This window comes from Polyangium mundeleinium (genome assembly GCF_028369105.1).
In the GTDB taxonomy this organism is placed as follows: domain Bacteria; phylum Myxococcota_A; class Polyangia; order Polyangiales; family Polyangiaceae; genus Polyangium; species Polyangium mundeleinium.
The window spans coordinates 1,165,274-1,182,476 of sequence record NZ_JAQNDO010000001.1 but is presented as its reverse complement, the minus strand read 5'-3'; the positions used below and the strand labels follow the sequence as shown (position 1 = coordinate 1,182,476).

At 67.0% G+C, this 17,203-nt stretch carries 12 protein-coding genes; 4 read left to right on the top strand and 8 right to left on the bottom strand.

Annotated features, from left to right (window positions below):
- The first annotated feature begins 161 nt into the window (after positions 1–161).
- Complete coding sequence (locus POL67_RS04950) at positions 162–2,276, top strand: serine/threonine-protein kinase (RefSeq protein ID WP_271915884.1); 2,115 nt, start codon at positions 162–164, stop codon at positions 2,274–2,276.
- Positions 2,277–2,335: 59 nt separating this feature from the next.
- Here POL67_RS04950 and POL67_RS04945 read toward each other — a convergent pair whose 3' ends face one another.
- The 4 genes from POL67_RS04945 to POL67_RS04930 all read right to left on the bottom strand — a co-directional run bounded on the left by POL67_RS04945 (position 2,336) and on the right by POL67_RS04930 (position 7,546).
- Positions 2,336–4,777, bottom strand: a complete 2,442-nt coding sequence (locus tag POL67_RS04945) for an MYXO-CTERM sorting domain-containing protein (protein ID WP_271915883.1) — start codon at positions 4,775–4,777, stop codon at positions 2,336–2,338.
- 184 nt (positions 4,778–4,961) lie between these two features.
- Positions 4,962–5,621, bottom strand: coding sequence for a TetR/AcrR family transcriptional regulator (locus tag POL67_RS04940; RefSeq protein ID WP_271915882.1), 660 nt, complete (start codon positions 5,619–5,621; stop codon positions 4,962–4,964).
- Between the two features lie 73 nt (positions 5,622–5,694).
- On the bottom strand, positions 5,695–6,732 hold the full coding sequence (locus tag POL67_RS04935) for an extracellular medium-chain-length polyhydroxyalkanoate depolymerase (protein ID WP_271915881.1): 1,038 nt from the start codon (positions 6,730–6,732) through the stop codon (positions 5,695–5,697).
- Positions 6,722–7,546, bottom strand: a complete 825-nt coding sequence (locus POL67_RS04930) for an alpha/beta fold hydrolase (protein WP_271915880.1) — start codon at positions 7,544–7,546, stop codon at positions 6,722–6,724. Before POL67_RS04930 ends, POL67_RS04935 begins: the two co-directional genes overlap by 11 nt.
- Before the next feature lie 169 nt (positions 7,547–7,715).
- Between POL67_RS04930 and POL67_RS04925 the strand changes: the two genes are divergently transcribed.
- Positions 7,716–8,747, top strand: coding sequence for a hypothetical protein (locus tag POL67_RS04925; protein ID WP_271915879.1), 1,032 nt, complete (start codon positions 7,716–7,718; stop codon positions 8,745–8,747).
- 2 nt (positions 8,748–8,749) lie between these two features.
- Here POL67_RS04925 and POL67_RS04920 read toward each other — a convergent pair whose 3' ends face one another.
- From POL67_RS04920 to POL67_RS04905, 4 genes are all read right to left on the bottom strand, one after another.
- Entirely contained in the window at positions 8,750–9,181 is a 432-nt protein-coding gene (locus POL67_RS04920) for an RCC1 domain-containing protein (protein WP_271915878.1), read from the bottom strand.
- Positions 9,182–9,904: 723 nt separating this feature from the next.
- Complete coding sequence (locus POL67_RS04915) at positions 9,905–10,441, bottom strand: hypothetical protein (RefSeq protein ID WP_271915877.1); 537 nt, start codon at positions 10,439–10,441, stop codon at positions 9,905–9,907.
- A 99-nt stretch (positions 10,442–10,540) separates the two neighbouring features.
- Positions 10,541–11,164: a LysM peptidoglycan-binding domain-containing protein gene (locus tag POL67_RS04910; protein WP_271915876.1), complete on the bottom strand. Its 624-nt coding sequence runs from the start codon at positions 11,162–11,164 to the stop codon at positions 10,541–10,543.
- Between the two features lie 16 nt (positions 11,165–11,180).
- A complete protein-coding gene (locus POL67_RS04905; protein WP_271915875.1) occupies positions 11,181–13,832 on the bottom strand; it encodes a type VI secretion system Vgr family protein in 2,652 nt (883 codons plus the stop codon).
- Positions 13,833–14,098: 266 nt separating this feature from the next.
- Between POL67_RS04905 and POL67_RS53470 the strand changes: the two genes are divergently transcribed.
- Together POL67_RS53470 and POL67_RS04895 are read left to right on the top strand one after the other, a co-directional pair.
- On the top strand, positions 14,099–14,428 hold the full coding sequence (locus POL67_RS53470; RefSeq protein ID WP_271915874.1) for a PAAR domain-containing protein: 330 nt from the start codon (positions 14,099–14,101) through the stop codon (positions 14,426–14,428).
- Between the two features lie 547 nt (positions 14,429–14,975).
- Positions 14,976–17,198, top strand: a complete 2,223-nt coding sequence (locus POL67_RS04895; RefSeq protein ID WP_271930738.1) for a choice-of-anchor J domain-containing protein — start codon at positions 14,976–14,978, stop codon at positions 17,196–17,198.
- Positions 17,199–17,203: the final 5 nt, after the last annotated feature.

Below are 17,203 nucleotides of genomic sequence, written 5' to 3'. Positions count from 1 at the left end.
ATCCCCCACCTCATCACCTCCGCAAAAGTCAACATGTAACCACATCACCCACACATCCCCCATCCCAAGGGACCCACCAACTCCGCTCCCATGTCAATTCCACGAACGTAGTACCCGTACCAGTTTCCCCTACCAACCCACTCCCTGTACACTCCCGCCTCATGTCATCGACGGGAGGACCCGCGGCCCCTGGCGACGTCGTCGCCGGGCGGTATCGCGTCGATTCGTGGCTCGGGCAGGGCAACATGGCCGCGGTGTTTCGCGCGACGCACCTCGGGACCGGAAAGACCTGCGCGCTCAAGCTCGTGCATCCGCAGCTCATCGAGCGCACCGAGATCCGCGACCTCTTTGTTCAAGAGGCGCGCATCGGCGCGCGAATCGGAAAAAACCCGCACATCGTCGACGTGTTCGACGCCGGGATCGATCCACAGCGCGGCGTGCCTTTCCTCGCGATGGAGCTACTCGAAGGCGATACACTCGACAGGTACATCAAGCAGCGTGGGCCCGTGCCGCCGGGCCTCATGCGAATCCTCTTCCTCCAGCTCGCAGATGCCCTCGGACAAGCCCACGCGGCGGGCGTCGTTCACCGCGATCTCAAGCCCGGGAATCTGTTTCTCACGTACGAACGCGACAAGAGCCCGCTGCTCAAGGTCGTCGATTTCGGTATCGCCAAGGTCCTCGAGGAGGGCGTCCAGGGAACGGCCACGCAGGTCGGATCCCCCGCATATGCCGCACCCGAGCAGCTCGGCGCGGCCATGCGGCCCATGGCCGCGAAGATGGGGGTCGACATCTCGCACGGCGTCACGCCCCAAACCGATATATGGGCCCTCGGCGTCATTGCCTACGAGCTCTTGCTCGGCGCTCCGCCGGGCCATCTGTGGACGGGCTCGGAGCGGGGGAGCATCGCGGACATCATGATGGGCGTCGCCATCCAGCCGACGCCGTCCGCGGTCGCTCGGGCGGGTTTCAAAGCGCACCTCTTCCCGCGAGGATTCGATGAATGGCTGGATCTATGTCTCCGAAAAAACGCCACCGAGCGATGGCCGAGCGCCGCGAAGGCCGTCCGAGAGCTCGCCACCCTACTCGACAGCGGGTACGACGACGGAGAGACGCAGCAGATTCGCCCGCACGCATTGCTTGGCCTCACGAAGCAAGCATCGATGCGCGCGACGATGCCGCTCCAGCCCAAGCCGCCCTCCATGCCCCCTCCGCCCGTGCAGACGGCCGTGCTTCCACCGGGTCTCTACCCTGTTCCCGAACAGACGGCTGTGCCGCCCCCCCAGCCACAGAAGCCTCGCGCGGCCGTTTTGCAAACGCTGCCGCTGCAGGCGATGCCGCCCGAACTCCGCGCAGCGCCGCCTCCTCCCATCGAAGTCCCTCTGCCGCCGACGGCCCGCGCGCCGCTGCCCTCGACCCCGGCGCAGGTTGGTCCCGCGTATTCCTCCACGTCCTCGACGCATACGCCGATGGCATCGGAGCCGCGGCCCGCGCTGCCATCGGTCCCTCAATCGGCCACGACGACACACGGTCTGGCCGCGACGAACCCACCGACCCCGGGAAGTGCTTCGAAGAAGCTTGGAATCGTGCTTGGCGTCTCGACGCTGCTCGCGGCCTTGAGTCTCGCGGCATTCGTGCTGACGCCGAAAACAGGAGGGCTCCGGATCGAGGTCACCGGCCGTGATCTCGGCAAGGTCGCGATTTACGTGGATGGTCAGGAGCGGTGCGGGACGACGCCGTGTGTCGTCGGTGATCTCGTGCCAGGAAACCGCATCATCAAAGTCATCGCGCCAGGAAAGGGCGAGAAGCTCGTCTCTGCGAGCGTGGAGCGAGGGGAAGAAAGCCCTGTCCTGATTCCCATGGAAGCGGCGGGACCGGACCATCCGAGCCCTGCCAATGCCGAGCCGCCGAAGTCCGTGGATACAGCGTCGACCCCTCCCACCGAATCACCCACCGTGGCGGAGGCGGTCGGCGCCATCCCGGCCGCAACGCCAGGAGAACCCGCACGAGCGCCGGGCCCCTTGCCGACGACGACGCCCACGGTTGGCACGGCAACCCCCCAGGCAGCGCAAGGCAATGGGACGCTCAACATCAACTCGATCCCAGTCTCGAAGGTAGTGCTGGACGGGCGGCCGCTGGGCAACACGCCCAAGGTCGGCCTGTCCGTGCCGGCGGGGACGCACACGGTGACTTTCGTCCATTCCGAGAGGGGGAAGCAGACCGTGACCGTCACCGTGAACGCGGGGGAGACGAAGACGGCCGCGGTGAAGTTCAAGTAAGGGGCGAGAACGCGGACGGCGCGGTCAAGACGGTTCTTTCGTCTTGCACCCGGAGACGGTCACGCGCGCCGGACGCGCCGCCGCCATGCGAGGAGAAGCCCGAGCCCGAGCATTGTCAGCGCGGGCGAGTGCCCTTTCTGCGGCGACGTGCGGCATCCGCAGCCGCCCTCTTCGGAGGTCTGGCCACCGCCCACGCCTCCACCGCCGGCACCGCCCATTCCACCAGCACCGCCCATTCCACCAGCACCGCCGGTCCCGCCTGCGCCATCCATTCCTCCGGCACCACCCGCACCGCCCATACCGGTCATACACGCGCCGGCTTCACACACGCCATCCGCGCAGGGAGTTCCATCAACCACGAAGCCGTCCGCAGGACATTCCCCGGTTTGCCCGTCGCACGCCTCGGCCACGTCACACACACCTGCGGAATCACGGCATTCGATACCGGCCGACAGCGGCGCACACGTCCCGTCCACCGCCGCTCCCGCAGCGACGCTGCACGCCTGGCAATCACCAGTCGCGCCTCCGCCGCACGCCGTGTCGCAACAGACGCCGTCCACGCAAAAGCCGCTCGCGCACTCTGCGAAAGCCGCGCACGCATCCCCCTGGCTCGACGCCAGGACGAACACGTAGGCAGCGCCGGCATTGTTGCCCTTGTCCGCGTCCCCTGGAGCCCCGAGGAGCGCCGTGTTTCCCGAAATTGCGACCGACGTGCCGCTCTGATCAGCCGCGCTGTTGTTCACAAGCAACTTCGCCTGCTGGACCCACGCCCCGCCGCTCCGCGCGTACACGTACGCTGAGCCGGCTTCCGCGCCCTCGTCGCTGTCCAGGTACGCACCGACGAGCGCCGTGTCCCCCGCGATTGCGACGGACGCGCCGAATTCGTCCCCCGCTGCCCCGTCGTTCGCCACGAGCTTCGCCTGCGGCGCCCATACCCCGCCGCTCCGCACGTACACGTAGGCCGCGCCGGCATTCGAGCCCTTGTCGTCATCGCCGTACGCACCCACGAGCGCCGTGTCCCCCGAGAGCGCGACCGCATCCCCGAAAGAATCGGTCGCCGCCCCGTCGTTCGCCAGAAGCTTCGCCTGCTGCGTCCAGACGCCCCCATTCCGCGCGAATACATAAGCCGAGCCGGAGAACGTGCCTTTGTCGTCGTCCCCGGGCGCCCCCACGAGCGCCGTATCGCCCGCGACCGCGACCGAGTCGCCCAAATAGTCTTCCATGGCCCCGTCGTTCGCCAGGAGCTTCGCCTGCTGCGTCCAGACGCCTCCATTCCGCGCAAACACGTAGGCCGAGCCGGAATTCGAGCCCTTGTCGTCGTCGCCGTACGCGCCCACGAGCGCCGTGTCCTCCGAAAGCGAGACCACGCCGCCAAAACAATCCCCTGCCGCCCCGTCGTTCGCCAGGAGCTTCGCCTGCTGCGTCCAGATGCCAGCGTCTCGCACGAATACGTAGGCCGAACCCGCGTCCTCGCCGAGGTCTGCGTCCCGATAAGCGCCCACGAGCGCCGTGTCCCCCGAAAGCGCGACCGCGCGGCCGAACCGGTCGCCCGCCGCGCCGTCATTCGCCTGAAGCTTCGCCTGCTCGGTCCAGACGCCGCCGCTGCGCACGAACACGTAGGCCCTATTGACATCCGTTCCGTAGGTCCCGAGGAGCGCCGTATCCCCCGAAAGCGCGACCACACCGGCCAGGCGGGCACTCGCGGCCCCGTCGTTCGCCAGGAGCTTCGCTTGCTGGGTCGCGATCAACGGATCGATCTCCACAGGATAGACCGCCCCAGCGTCATCCACGTGAACCGCGACACGCCCCGATTCGAGCGACAACCACGCGGGGAGCGTTCGACCCGCTGCGTCCTTCACATAAAGGTCGGTATACCCGAGCGCCGCGTGGCCCTCGTCATCCCGGAACGTCAGCGCCTCCCCGCGCCCGTCGCCATCCTCGTCCACGAGCGCCGCGCGCAGCTCCCCATCCGTTTCGATCGTCACGACCTTCGTCCCGGCGCACGACGGCGCCGCGCCGAGGACGAACCCCTGTTCGAGCCCCAGCGGCCCGTTCACGTACCATTCTTCCAGGCCCTCACGACCATAACGAACCCGGTTGCCGGTTGCCTCTGCCTGCGCCGCGCCGAGCTCCGTCCCCTGACTCTCGCAGCCGACGCCCGCCGCGCGCATTCCCAGCGTCCACGCCCCATCGTCCGACGAGAGCACGATCCCCGAGCTGCCGAGCGTCGTCACGAACGCTTGCGCCTTGTTCTCCGCGCGCCAGAGCCCCGGCGACACGGCACGGGCAGCATACCCTGCGGACGCGCCCCGCTGCACGGACGTGATGTAAGCCGCGCGCAGATCCTTCGGGATGGACGCCGTATTCTCTCGCGCCTCATTTGGCGGTGCGCTCGAAGACGCGGAAGCGCCCTCGCCGCCACACCCCGCGAGCATGACGCCCATGAAAAAGACGAGGGCGTGGCGCGGCCACGGCCCGAAATGCCTTCGTTCGCCGTTCATTGAACCGTATTCCTCTTCGCTGTGTTCTTCGTGCCCGGATCGCCGCGGCTTACGCGCGCACGCGCGGCTCGCTCCGCCTTCACGTCGTGAATCGGCGGCAGGGATTTCCCCGGGGTTCCCTAGACGATGCGTCTCGTGATTGATTCACCACGAAAGCGTCAAACGATTGGAACGTCGGTCTTCCTCAGACACGCCCGCCGCGCGGACTCCTCTCGGCTCGCAGCATGCGGAGCGTGAGCTCGACGTGGATGTCGGCGAGCGCCTCGAGGGGAAGAGCCTCCGACGGCTCGTACCAGGAGGGGATTCGCACGCCGATCGCGGAGAGCGCCGATGCGGTCGCCGCCTTGTCAGGGATGGAAAAGCGCCCCATGGCCACGCCTCGTTCAAGGATCTGGAGGACGAGCGCCATCGACTGTGCGCGAATCGCGAGCGCCGGCGCCGCCAGCTCGGCGGTCAGCGCGAAAATCTCTTCATTGACCACCACTGCCAGGTGCGGATACGTCGCGTGGAGGAGGGTATGGGCACGGGCGAGCGCACATACCTGCTCGATCGGATCGTCGCTCGCGTCGCGGAGCGCCGCCTGCAACGTCGATGCGTGCACCTCGTAGCCCACGCGGACGAGTTCCGAAAGGATGTGCTCCTTGGAGGGGAAATGCGAATACAGCGCGCTCGGCTGCAGCTCCAGCACCTTGGCCATGTCGCGGACCGAGGTGCCGTGGAAGCCCTCGCTCGCGAAAAACCGCAAGGCGACCTCCAGAATCCGTCGCCGCGTGCCCTCGGGCACGGACGACGGCGGAAGAATCGCCTTTGCAGCCCGCAATCGTGAGGCCCGGAGTGAACTCATGACGTGATCCGCAAAACGAAGGCTCGTTCCGCGCTGGGTAGCAGAGTCCACTGGAGCGGTCAATACGGTCTGCTCATGGGTGCGCGTCGAACCAGCCGACAACCTCTTCGGGGCCGGCCGCGAGCCAATCGTGTCCCACACCTGGCTCGACGACGACACGCGTCTCCTTGCCCTCGGTGACGAGGCGTGCGTTGTACTTCTCCATCGTGCCCACAGGGACGACGAGATCAGCCTCGCCATGAAGGAAGAGCGTCGGCGGGTGATCCGCCGGCAGCGCGTCGGGCAGGATGCAAAGCGGGCCGCTGCACGTCGCGTACGACGCGGAGTGGATCGCAAGCGCGCGGAACTTTCCCTGGTAGCTGACGGCCATCCGGCTCGTCATGTAGCCACCACTCGAAATGCCGGTCGCGTACATCCGCGATGCGTCGAGCGGACCGAACAAGCCGTCGGCAATCGAATCGAACAACGAAAGCATGAACGCATGGTCCGGCGCGGTCGACCAGGCAATCGAATACGGGGGGACGTTCGTATCCCAGAACGTCGAGCCCTCCGCATGCGCCTCCGGAGCGAGCACGGCGTAACCCGCGTCGAGGAGCCCCTTCACGGTGAGCGCCAGGTGATACACCCCGTGGGGGCCATCCACTGCACCCTTGAACATCTTCGGGGGACCATAAAGGGACCCCTGGAACAGGAGCACCACGGGAAAACCCTTCGCGGGCGGCGTTCCGAACGGCACCTGCCAGATGACGTCCCGCAGAATCCCCGCCTGCGCCGGGATGCTCTGCGTTTCGTAAGGACACGCGACCTCTTGCGGCGAGACGGTACAGCGCGACGCGGCACCGCCGCCCGAGCCCCCGGACCCCGAACCGCCGACACCCGAACCGCCGCCCGCCGTGCCGCTGCCGCCCGAACCGTCACCACCCGAGCCGTCGCCGCCCGAGCCGCCAACCCCCGAACCGCCGACACCTGAACCACCTGCCCCGGCGCCGCTGCTCGAGCTCGCAGCCTGCGGTCCTTCGCCGGGCGGCTCGACATTGATCGTGCATCCGCTCGTGGAAACAACGAGCGGCATCCAGGCTGCCACCAGAAATCGCCAAGATTCACGTACCATGACAAACCTCCCCGTGTTCCGCCGGAGCCGTCGCGTGCTCCTTCAGGAAATCGAGCAAGAGCTGGTTGAACGCTTCCGGTTGATCGATCGGCGTGCAATGCCGCGAGTCGGCGACGACGGCTACGCGGGCACGCGGGATCCGGGCGGCATACGCTTCCTTGGCCGCGACCGGGGTGTAGTCCTGATCCCCCGTGACGACGAGGACCGGGCATCGAATCGTGCCGATTCGTTCGGCGACGCTCCATCCGAGGATCGCGTAGGACGCGGCGCGATACGCGGCCTCGTCATTCTGCGCGAGGCGCGCGGCGAGCTTCCGCCGCAGCGCCTCCTGATCGGGGCGCGGGAGATTCTTCTCGGCGATCTTCCGCGCGAACCCTGGCAGGCCGAGCACGCGCAGCGCGACGATTCGTTGCACGACCGCCAAACGCTCGCGGAGCGTGCGCGGCACGAAGGCCGGAGCGCTGTTCACCACCACGAGCGATCGGACGAGCGAGGGGTGGTCGACCGCGAGCTGGAAGCCGATCATGCCGCCCATCGAAATGCCGACGACGTGCGCCGGGCCGAGCGCGAGCGCGCGCATCACCTGCGCCACGTCGGCCGCAAACGTGGCGATCCGGTACGGGCCCGGCGGCTTCCCCGAGCGGCCATGTCCACGCATGTCGACGGCGACGACCGTGTACCGCTCCGCGAGCGCGGGGATCTGCATTTCCCAATCGAGCAGGCTCGAACCAAGGCCGTGCAAGAGGAGCACAACCTCGCCCCGCCCCTTCACCTCGTAGTGGATCTCACACCCATCGACGTGTATGTGCGGCATCGTTCCCCTCGAACGCGATCCCAGCCACTGAACGATCGTTCGTTCAGAAGAGGACTACCAGAACTTCGGCCGGGAAGTCAACAGGTGTCGGCATCCCCAGCGCGGGCCCGTCCACGAGGCGCCCGCTTGCCGTCGTACGGAATTGCGAAGTAGGATCGCCATCGATCACGTGGACGCAGGCAACGTGAACGAGACGGCGATCGAGAGGCTCTCCCTCGCACATTACGCGGCGGTCAAGGCGGCCGTCGCGGAGGGGTTCACGCTCGACGAAGTCCTCGCGGCGGAGGGCCTTTCGTCGGAGGACTTCAAGCGGGCAGATGCCACCTGGAAAACGAAGCTCGCCGCGGACCCGCACTTGCTCGGCAACTACGCAGAGGCGCTCGCGCATGCGGAAGGCCGGCTCGACCGTACAGTGGAACCGCTCTCGGGCGATGCAGCCGCCTGGGCGAGTTTTCTCACGGCCATCGAGACCCACGAGCACCCTCTCGACCTGCTCGCGACGCTGGGACTCGGCGTGAACGATCTGTCGCGTCTCGCGCGCCACTGGTCGCGCCGGTTGGAGGCGGAGCCGGCGCTTGCGAAGCGTCTGGCAGAGCTTCGAAAAAAGAATTCCGCCGCGATCCCAGCGTTCAAGGTTGGAGCGCCCATTCTACGGCCGTCGCCCATGGCGAAGGTGAAGGACAAAGATGCGTCTGAACGACCGGCCGCAGCGTCTCCTTCGATACCGGACGTCGTCCCGCGTGGAATGCGCCATTTCACGCGCCTCACAGGGACGACGCCTGCCCCTGATGTCGTCGCGGGGCCGGTCCTCCCTTTTGCATCGCCCCACGAGCCGGAGCCCGCGCTGCCGCCCGGGATGCGCCATTTCACGAGCCTCACCGGAACGACGCCCGCGACCAACATCCCCCGCGGGCCCGCCCTGCCTTTTTCCTCTGGCCCAGCCCCGAGCGCTCCGACCCTGGCCGCCGCACCGAGCCTCCCGCTCGAGCATTACGCCTGCATGTGCGTCGAGTTCGCGCTTTACCCCACGCACGGCGCAGCCATTCTCGCCCGATATGGCATCCATGACGACGAGCGCCGGCGGCTCGACGGCTACTGGGGCGCCAAGGTCCGGCAGGACGCTGGCGCTCGAGCTTTGTGGGAACGCATCTATGCCGAGCACTGGACGCGGCTCGGCGGGCCGCCGAAACGGAATCGCTGACGTCAGCGCCGCTGCTGACCGCAACACGCGACGGCCCCCGGCGCGCGGAGAATGCAGGTCGTCGCGCCCTGCGTGGACACCATGACGGCATCGGAAACCCCGACCGCGTGGACGGGCTGCGCATGCTCATCCGTCGTGCCGTCGCAAAGCTCGCCCCATTTGTTCGACCCCCAGCACGCGACCTTTCCGTACGTATCCACCGCACACGCATGCATGGGCGCCACGGAAACCTGAGCAGCGCGCAGATCCGGCACCGGCCGAGCCGTCCACCCGCCCTGGCCCCGCGCGCGAACCGCCGCGGCGCCGAGGTCCCAGCAAGCCACGGCGCCTTCCCGATCGATTGCACACGCGCGCTCCGACGACGACGCGAGCGTGACGACGTCGCCGAGCCCGGCCACGTCGCCGCCGAGCACCTGGCCGTTGGATCCCCTCATCCAGCAGCGAACGTGCCCGTCTTGCCCCGCAACACAACCGACATATCCGAATGCGGGCGTCATTGCGCGAAGCCCTGCACCGAAAGGCACACCTTGCTCTTCTTCGAGGGCGCCTGGTGCATGGGAACCCCAGCAGCCCGCCGTTCCCTCGGCGAGCAGCACAGACCCGCATGCCGCCCTCGTGAACCGGCGCAGGGGCCAGCGCCGTCACGCGCGCGTCCCCGAGGCGCTTCTCAACGCCCGGCGTGCCCGTCCGCGGCTCGATAGGCGTGCACGCGGCCTGTCCACCCGTCGTGATCCCGCACGCGTGCCATTCATCTACGAACGCCGCTTCGAGCGGGCCCGAGAGGGGGATTGGTTCTGCGGGGGCGCTTGGCTCTGTTGGGCTCTTGCCGCCGCGACGCTTGCGCGAGCGGTGCGAACCGCGGTTTCGGTCGAGACGCGCGCATGGAAGCGACCTGCGCTTGCGCTCGTCTTGATCGCCGGCACACTCGCAATCCTCCAGCAGGTGGATGCGCGGCTGGGCGAACTCGTGGCCGTTCAGGGATGAGACCTCGCCAGGCCATCGTCGCATGGGGCGTGGAGTCGGTGGCCCACGGGAGCACCGACAGATCCTTCCACGCCGCGTCCGTTTCGTAGTACCTCGCCGCCCCGCCCTTCTTGTTGTTGCTAGAATGCGTCTCTCGCGCCCCAGGATGACACGAAGCGCCCATCGCGCCTTTTTTACCTTGCAGGCCGCAGTAGAGGACCGACTTGTAGCCCACGACGAAGATTTCTTTCTTGCTCCATCGCTTTCCTGCCCCGGTCAAACAGCACATGAAGAAGACCCCGGTATGCGAGCACGCGCTCGATCTGATCGAGCGGGGTCGTGTACTTGGAGATCGTGCCTGCGTTGAGCATCCGCGGATCGTGCACGACGCTCGTATCCATGTCCCTTCCCGTCGTGTTGTCGATGTCGATGCCGCCCGGAGCCCCGTGCGCGAGGAGCGCGAGGCGCGTGTTCTGGTTTTCTTCGATCGGACCGCAGGCGAACAGCATGTTCTTGCAGACGAAGCTGGGCAGGTCGAGCTGCCCGCCGCCGAGCTTGTTTCCGAGGTCTGCAAAGTTCGCGAAGTCGACCCCGACGAGCCAGTTGTCCTGGCCAAACGGCTGATCACCGCCTCCGGGGTTCGGCAGCCGCGCGTCGTTGTCGCTGAATCGGAGCGGCGTGCCAATGCCCGCTGCCCACACGTGAATCGGATTCAGGTGCCTGCCGTTCACCAGATTGTGGGCGCTTCCCGCGTCCCCGGGTGTCGCCGCAATCGGCTAGCTCACGAGATCCTGCGAGGTGCTTTCGTTCCCCATCGTTCGATCTCCCTGTCAGCTCCCGTGCGCCGAGACGAGCGCTTCCTTCGTCGCCTCGTCGGCTTCCTCGCTGACGTGTAACCCCGCTGCTCGCTGAAACGAGGCGAGCGCGAGCCGCAGGCGTTGGTCGGCATCGAACATTTCGAGCCCCTGCATGTAGCCGAGGTGCTCGAGGCGCTTGCGGACGCCGGAGGGCTCGTCGATCGGCTCCATGTCGCCGATCATGATCGGGAAAACCATGCCCTTCTTCGTGAACCGCACGCGGACCTCGCGCACATGCGCGGGGATCTGAAGGGTCACCTTGCCCGATGCGTCACTCTCGCCGGTCTGCGGGGCCCCGAGCCCTTCGACCTCGTAAGGCTCACTCGCGATGGCCTTGCCTCCCACGTGGAACGTGAGACGCACCGGGACCCTGGGCACGTCGGCCTTGTACCGGTTCGTCGTGCCACACTGAAAGGGGAGCGTGGGCCGCGCGGGCTCCGGGACGAAGAGGACGTCGCCGGGCACCAGCAGGTTCGGCTTGCGCTTTGCGCGGAGCTCGCCGTTCTTCGGGTGCTTCCAGATCTCGTCGGCGGCGATGCCGAAACGCAGCGCGACTTTGGCGAGATAGTCTCCCTGCCGAATGACGTAAGACTTCATGATCGGGGCCGCCTCCTCATGCCTCTTCGACGCCACGCAGCTCCGGGAACGAAATCTTCCCCGGCGCCTTCACCTCGACCACCGCTTTGCCGTCCTTGTCCGTCACCCCGCTGATCTCGGTCCCGTCGTCGAGCGTCAGCACGTAACGCTGGTGGGCGAGCGGGTGGCCTTCCTTGTCGACGAGCTCGAGGATCGTGGGCGGTTCCGGCTCGGCCACCGGGGGGTCCTTCGCCCTTTCGGGCGAGTTGAGGAGAATCTGCGCGCCGTCCACCTTCACCTCGTTGCGCATCACGAACGATGCCCCCGCGTCGGTCTTCAGGAGAATCGCATCCCCCAGGACCTGCGCATACGCGTGCTCCGACGTCATTCGCAGACCGTCTTCGGACACGGACAGCTTGCTCGACCCGCCCTTCACCCGCAGGCTGGGCGCATCGAGCTCGATCCCACTCTCCGTGATCCGTATCGAGCTCTTCCCGCACCGGAGAATCAGCTCCTTGTCCGTCCGGATCTCCGTGGTGCCCGTGCTGGAAAGCGAGGTCACGCCCTCCACGTGGACCGCGAGCGAGCGCTGCGCCTCATGATGGCCCACCACAATCGTATGGCAGCCTTGGACCCGCGTGGTGAGATCCCCCATGTACGCGAAATTCGCGTCTCCTGAGACCTCGTGCCGCTCCTGCCCTTCGACACGCGCGACCCGATCCCCCGACACCCGCGAATCCACGTTGCCGCTCGTCACATCGATGCGGTTGCCCGACACCTGCGTCGCGAGATCCTTCGCGATTCGCTCGTCCACGCTTCCACCGACCCGGAGCCGCGCGTCTCGCCCAATGGCGTCGTCGCGGTCACGCTCCACCCGGATCGCCTCGTCCACGCGCACGTGCAGGGTGTGGTTGCGTTCCACCACCTCGTCGAGGTCCCGCTGCGCGCGCAGATAGATCTGCTCCTGGTCTTTCTTGTCCTCGAAGCTCAGCTCGTTGAAACCACCTCTGCCCGGGGACGATTGCGTGCGGATCCCGCTCCGCGTCTTGTCCTCCGGCAGCCGGAACGAGGGCGGATGCGTGCCATTGTACATGCACCCGAGCACCATGGGTTTGTCCGGGTCGCCGCCCTCGAACGTCACGACCACCTCCATCCCGACGCGCGGAATGAACTGCGTGCCCCAGCCGGCCCCGCCCCAGGTCTGCATCGTGCGCACCCAGCACGAGCTGTGCTCGTTCGCCTGCCCCTCGCGATCCCAGTGGAATTGCACCTTGATCTGGCCCATGCGATCGGTGTGAATCTCGACGTCCGGAGGGCCTACCACCGTGGCCGTCAGCGCCACGGTCGCGCTCCGTCGCTTCGGACGCGGCGGGCAAGAGACGACGCTCGCAGGCACGCACGAGAAGCGATTGCGATACACCTCCCGCTGCCCCTGGAGGGATGCCGCCCCTTCATGCTCCACGGCCGTCACTGCATACTCGCCATTGACGTCGTGTACAGGGTGATCCTCCAGCCGGAAGCGGTGTCCGACCCCCAGCGCAGGGCAGAAGCTTTCGCCCTCCGCGACATGCGCATCCCGCCGCATCTGGCGCAATATCAGCGGCGGCTCCTGGCTGGCGTCGCGCCACTTCGGGAAGAGTAAAGGGGAATGATGCTCGAAGTATTCGAGCTCGGGCTCCGCGAGCTCCCCGCCGGGCGAATCCACCGGCGCGCTTTTTTCGGCCGCCGTGAGCATCGTCATCGGCCGCTCGGGGTCGTATTCACGGTACGTGGCTGCGGTCGTGCGCACGCGCCGCTCCGGCTCGAATCTCGTCACCTTGTCGAACGCCGCAGTGCTCGTGCCCTGGATCGACAGGTAATAAAGCGTCGGGCTCGGAAGCTCCACCGCGATCGAAGCCCCTCCCACGTCGGCCGTCGGGCCGGCAAGCGCGAACGCCGCGATCGCCGCGCCGACCGGGTTGCCATCGTCAATAGGCGCATAGGCGCCTGCATGATCGGCAAAGAGGATCGTCTCGCCGGAGAAAAGCTCCGCCAACACCGCCCGCTCGCGGGCGCTGGGCGGCGTCCCCGGAGCTCGCACGCCCACGGCGCTCGCGGCAGCCAAGGCTTCCTCTACGGCCTTTCCGCGCTGCGAATAGCGGAAGAAGAAGCCCGCCTCGGCGGCGAGCCGCCGGAGGAAGCGATAATCCGTCTCCTCGTACTGCGTGCAATACTCGCGCGCGGCGTACGTGCGCTGGAGGTTGAAGCGCGACTCGACGCCCGCTTCCTTCAAGACCGCTGCGAGGATCTCGTCGACGCGCTTGCCCTGGAAGATGCGCGAGCGGCGGCGGTGCTTGAGCAGCCATAGCCGCGGAACGAGGCGGATCCTGTACTGGGAAACGCCGTGGGCTCCGCGGGCCCCTTCTTGCCGTACAGCGGCGACGACCCCGTGAAATACCCGTGACGCCCTCCCCGCGCGCAGCAAGAGCAACGCACGCTGGCCGAGCGCGCGTCGCTCGAGCGCGCCCGCGGCGTCCTCCGGCGCGGTCGCCACGACGTCGAACGAATAAAGGCCGGAGAGCGTCTCCTTCCCGCGGAACGAATGCACCGTGAAGTGATCCAGCGGGAAGGGGTGGACCATGAAGCGATACAATGCCTGCCCCCCGTCGAGCGAGCCGGCGCCGCGTTCGTTCGATGCGCTTGCTGACATGAGCAAAGTGTTCCAGACGGACTCGGTTCTTGATGCCCGGTGGCAAGGTAAGCGAGCACGCACGCGGATGTCGAGGGGAAAGTGTCGAGGAGAGGGGCCCGTGGGCTCTTCCCTCATGGGATCCAGGCGCTGTAAGATGCTCGGAGAGCTGGCGGCCACGAGAGCCCCGGCGAAGAGGTTTCCCATGGGTGCGCCGGGTGCAAAAGAGGGGGATACAATCAACGGGATCGACACGCATATCGTCCTGGTACCGTCCCCCCGGACCGGTGCCGACGCCGACGCCCCTGCCGTTCGCCGGAACCATCTCGGAGCAGGTTGCGACCACTGTCTTCGTGCAAAACAAGGCGGCGGCGACCGAAGGAAGCGTGGCACGCAACCAACCTGCGCACGTGCCTCCAGGGGGATCGTTCCTGAAAGCCCCTTCCAATCAGGCCCGTGTGTCCAAGGGGAGCACGACGGTGTTTCTCGAGGACAAGCCCGCGGCACGCATGGGGGATCCTGCTTTGACCTGCAACGACCCAGCGGATGCGCCGAACGGCACGGTGGTCGTCATCGCCGATGCATGCGGCCCGGGAACGGTCTTCGTTGGCGATTGAGGAGTTCCTGGGCCATGAAGGAACCATGAATCCAAGCAATGGTCCCCTCACGCTGGCCTCCACGGCCTCCCCCGCGGGGCGCCGAACGAGGCGACCCTGTCAGCCTCGATCCACGCTCGTCGTGTAGGTCCCTCTCCTACCTATTTTTCGCACCTCGTGAACCCTTTTGGCCCGCGGGTGCGCATTCCCCATCGGGACGACGACGAACCCGTCGCTCGCCGCCGTCCGGTGGGCGTGTCTCCCGCCGACGCGTCGGCCCCTCCGGCTGGCGGATCCAGACGCCACGGAAAAGCGTACTCCGGCCGTCCCCGGGGCCGTATTTGCACGGTTCACGTGCGCTGCGTGCGCCACCGCATCCATGGCGAGAACCACGCGTTGCGGGGTAGACCCGGTGCTCGGAGGCGTGACCAGGGCTCGGAGACGGGGGAGGCGCAGCACGCATCGGCCTTGCTCCCTGTATCCGCGCCGGTTCAAGGTGTGGTACATGGAGGGCGTGGTTATGTTCGGTCGCATCAGAGACTTTCTTAGGATCCCGCTCTTGCTCTCGGTGGTTTCGATCGGCGCAAGCTGCGCCGTGGGCGAACTCCCCGTCGGTGAAGATGCGGGCAGCAACGAAGGCGGCGGCGGCGCGGGCGGCAGTGATCTCGGGCCCTGCGGTGTGGACTGTTCAGCGCTCGAGACACCGCAGTGCACCATCGCCGTGTGCAACATCGGGCAGGAGATCGGCCCGGTCAACACCTGCGTCGTGGTCCCAGCCCCCAAGGGAACCGCGTGCGACGACGGGAAATTCTGCACCAGCAACGACACCTGCGACAGCGGCAGCTGCGTCGGCGGAGGCACGAACCAGTGCGGGATCACGCCTGATCCGTGCTCGTCGGTCATTTGCTACGAGGACTCGAAGTCCTGCGACGTCTTGCCGGTGAACGACGGCACGGCCTGCACCCCGAAGGACCTCTGCCGGATCAACGGCGTATGCAAGCTCGGCGAGTGCCTGGGCGAGGTCAAGCCCTGCACGTTCTCGCCGCTGAGCGAGTGCAACGCGGTGGCCTGCGATTCGGCCACGGGCAAGTGCGTGGGCACCCCCGACTTCACCAAGGACAACAAGCCCTGCGTGCTCACCGGAGACCCCTGCATGGTCAACCGGACATGCGCGGCCGGGCAATGCGTCGGCGGCGCCCCCAAGGATTGCTCGGCGCTCAACGTCGGGTGCCAGCGCGGCGTGTGCGACACCATGACCGGCTTCTGTGCCCCGACGCCCGCGGCGGTCGGGACCTTCTGCTTGGAGGGCGTCGCCGAGTGCCAGGTGGGCGCGTGCGACGTGAAGGGCGTCTGCGTCGCCTCGCTCGCGGCCGATGGCAGCGCGTGCAACGACTACAACTCCTGCACCACCGCGGACACCTGCATGGCCGGCGCTTGCGCGTCCGGCGGCCCGGTCGCGGACTGCGTGTCGTACCTCCACGAAGGCTTCGAAACCTGCCCGAGCGACTGGACCTTCGGCGGGGATTGGGAATGCGGCAAGCCCTCGAACGTGGGCCCGACCGCGGCCTACATCGGCGAGAATGTCATCGCCACGCAGGTCGCCGGCCTGTACCACGTCAACCAGCTCTTCAGCACCTCGGTCGCGACGTCGCCGGCCATCGACTTGACCCAGGCCGCCAGCCCGAAGCTTTCCTTCTGGGCGTGGGACCACACCGAGGGCGGCACCTTCGACGGCTGGAACCTGAAAGTCAGCACCAACGGCGGGCAGAGCTTCACGGACGTCACGACGGTGAGCCCGACCTACAGCCTGACCATCGCCGGCCAAGCCGCGTGGGGCGGGAATCACTCAGCGGAAGGCTGGCAGAACTACACGGCGGATCTTTCCGCCTACGCTGGGCAGTCGATCCGCCTGCGCTTCGCCTTCCGCAGCGACGGCGCCGGCGTGTACCCGGGTGTCTACATCGACGAGGTCGTCGTCGCCGAATCGCTGCAGATCCCGCTCTACATCACCACGACGTCGCCGCTCACGGACGTGTATTCGGGGATGAGCTACTCGGCTCAAGTCGTCAAAATCGGCGGCACGAACAACTCGGAGTGGAGCCTCAAAGGCGGCCAGAACGCAGATTGGCTTACGATCGGTAAGACAACCGGCCTGCTCCAAGGCACGCCTGCGGCAGCGAACGTGGGGCCGGTGACCGTCACCGTGCGCGTCGAGGAGCCGTCGTTGCCCTCGAATTTCGCGGAGAAGACGTTCACCTTCAACGTCAAGCACGACGCGTACTACACGAGCTTCGAGGGCACGTGCCCGGACGGCTGGACGCTGACCGGCGATTGGCAGTGCGGTGTCCCCACGCTCGTGGGCCCCGCGACGGCATACCTGGGAACGCAGTGCCTCGCCACGCAGCTCAGCACCAATTACAGCGACGGCCAGACGTGGGAGGGGACGACCGCCACCTCGCCCGACATCGACCTCACCGCCGCGCCGAGCCCGACCCTCACGTTCCGCATGTGGATGGATACCGAGGGCTCGACGTACGACGGTGTTCACCTGGAGATCAGCAACGACGGCGGGATGACGTACTCGGTCCTCAATAGCGTTTTGCCGGCATACCCGCTGACCATCGCCGGCCAGCCTGCGTGGGGTGGTCACCAGTCCGCGTTCGGCTGGCAGCTCATGCAAGCGGATCTCTCAGCCTATGCGGGCCAGATCATCCGCCTGCGGTTCGCTTTCCGGAGCGATCCCACCGGGAACCATCCCGGGGTTTATCTTGACGATATCTTCGTCGACTGAGGAGC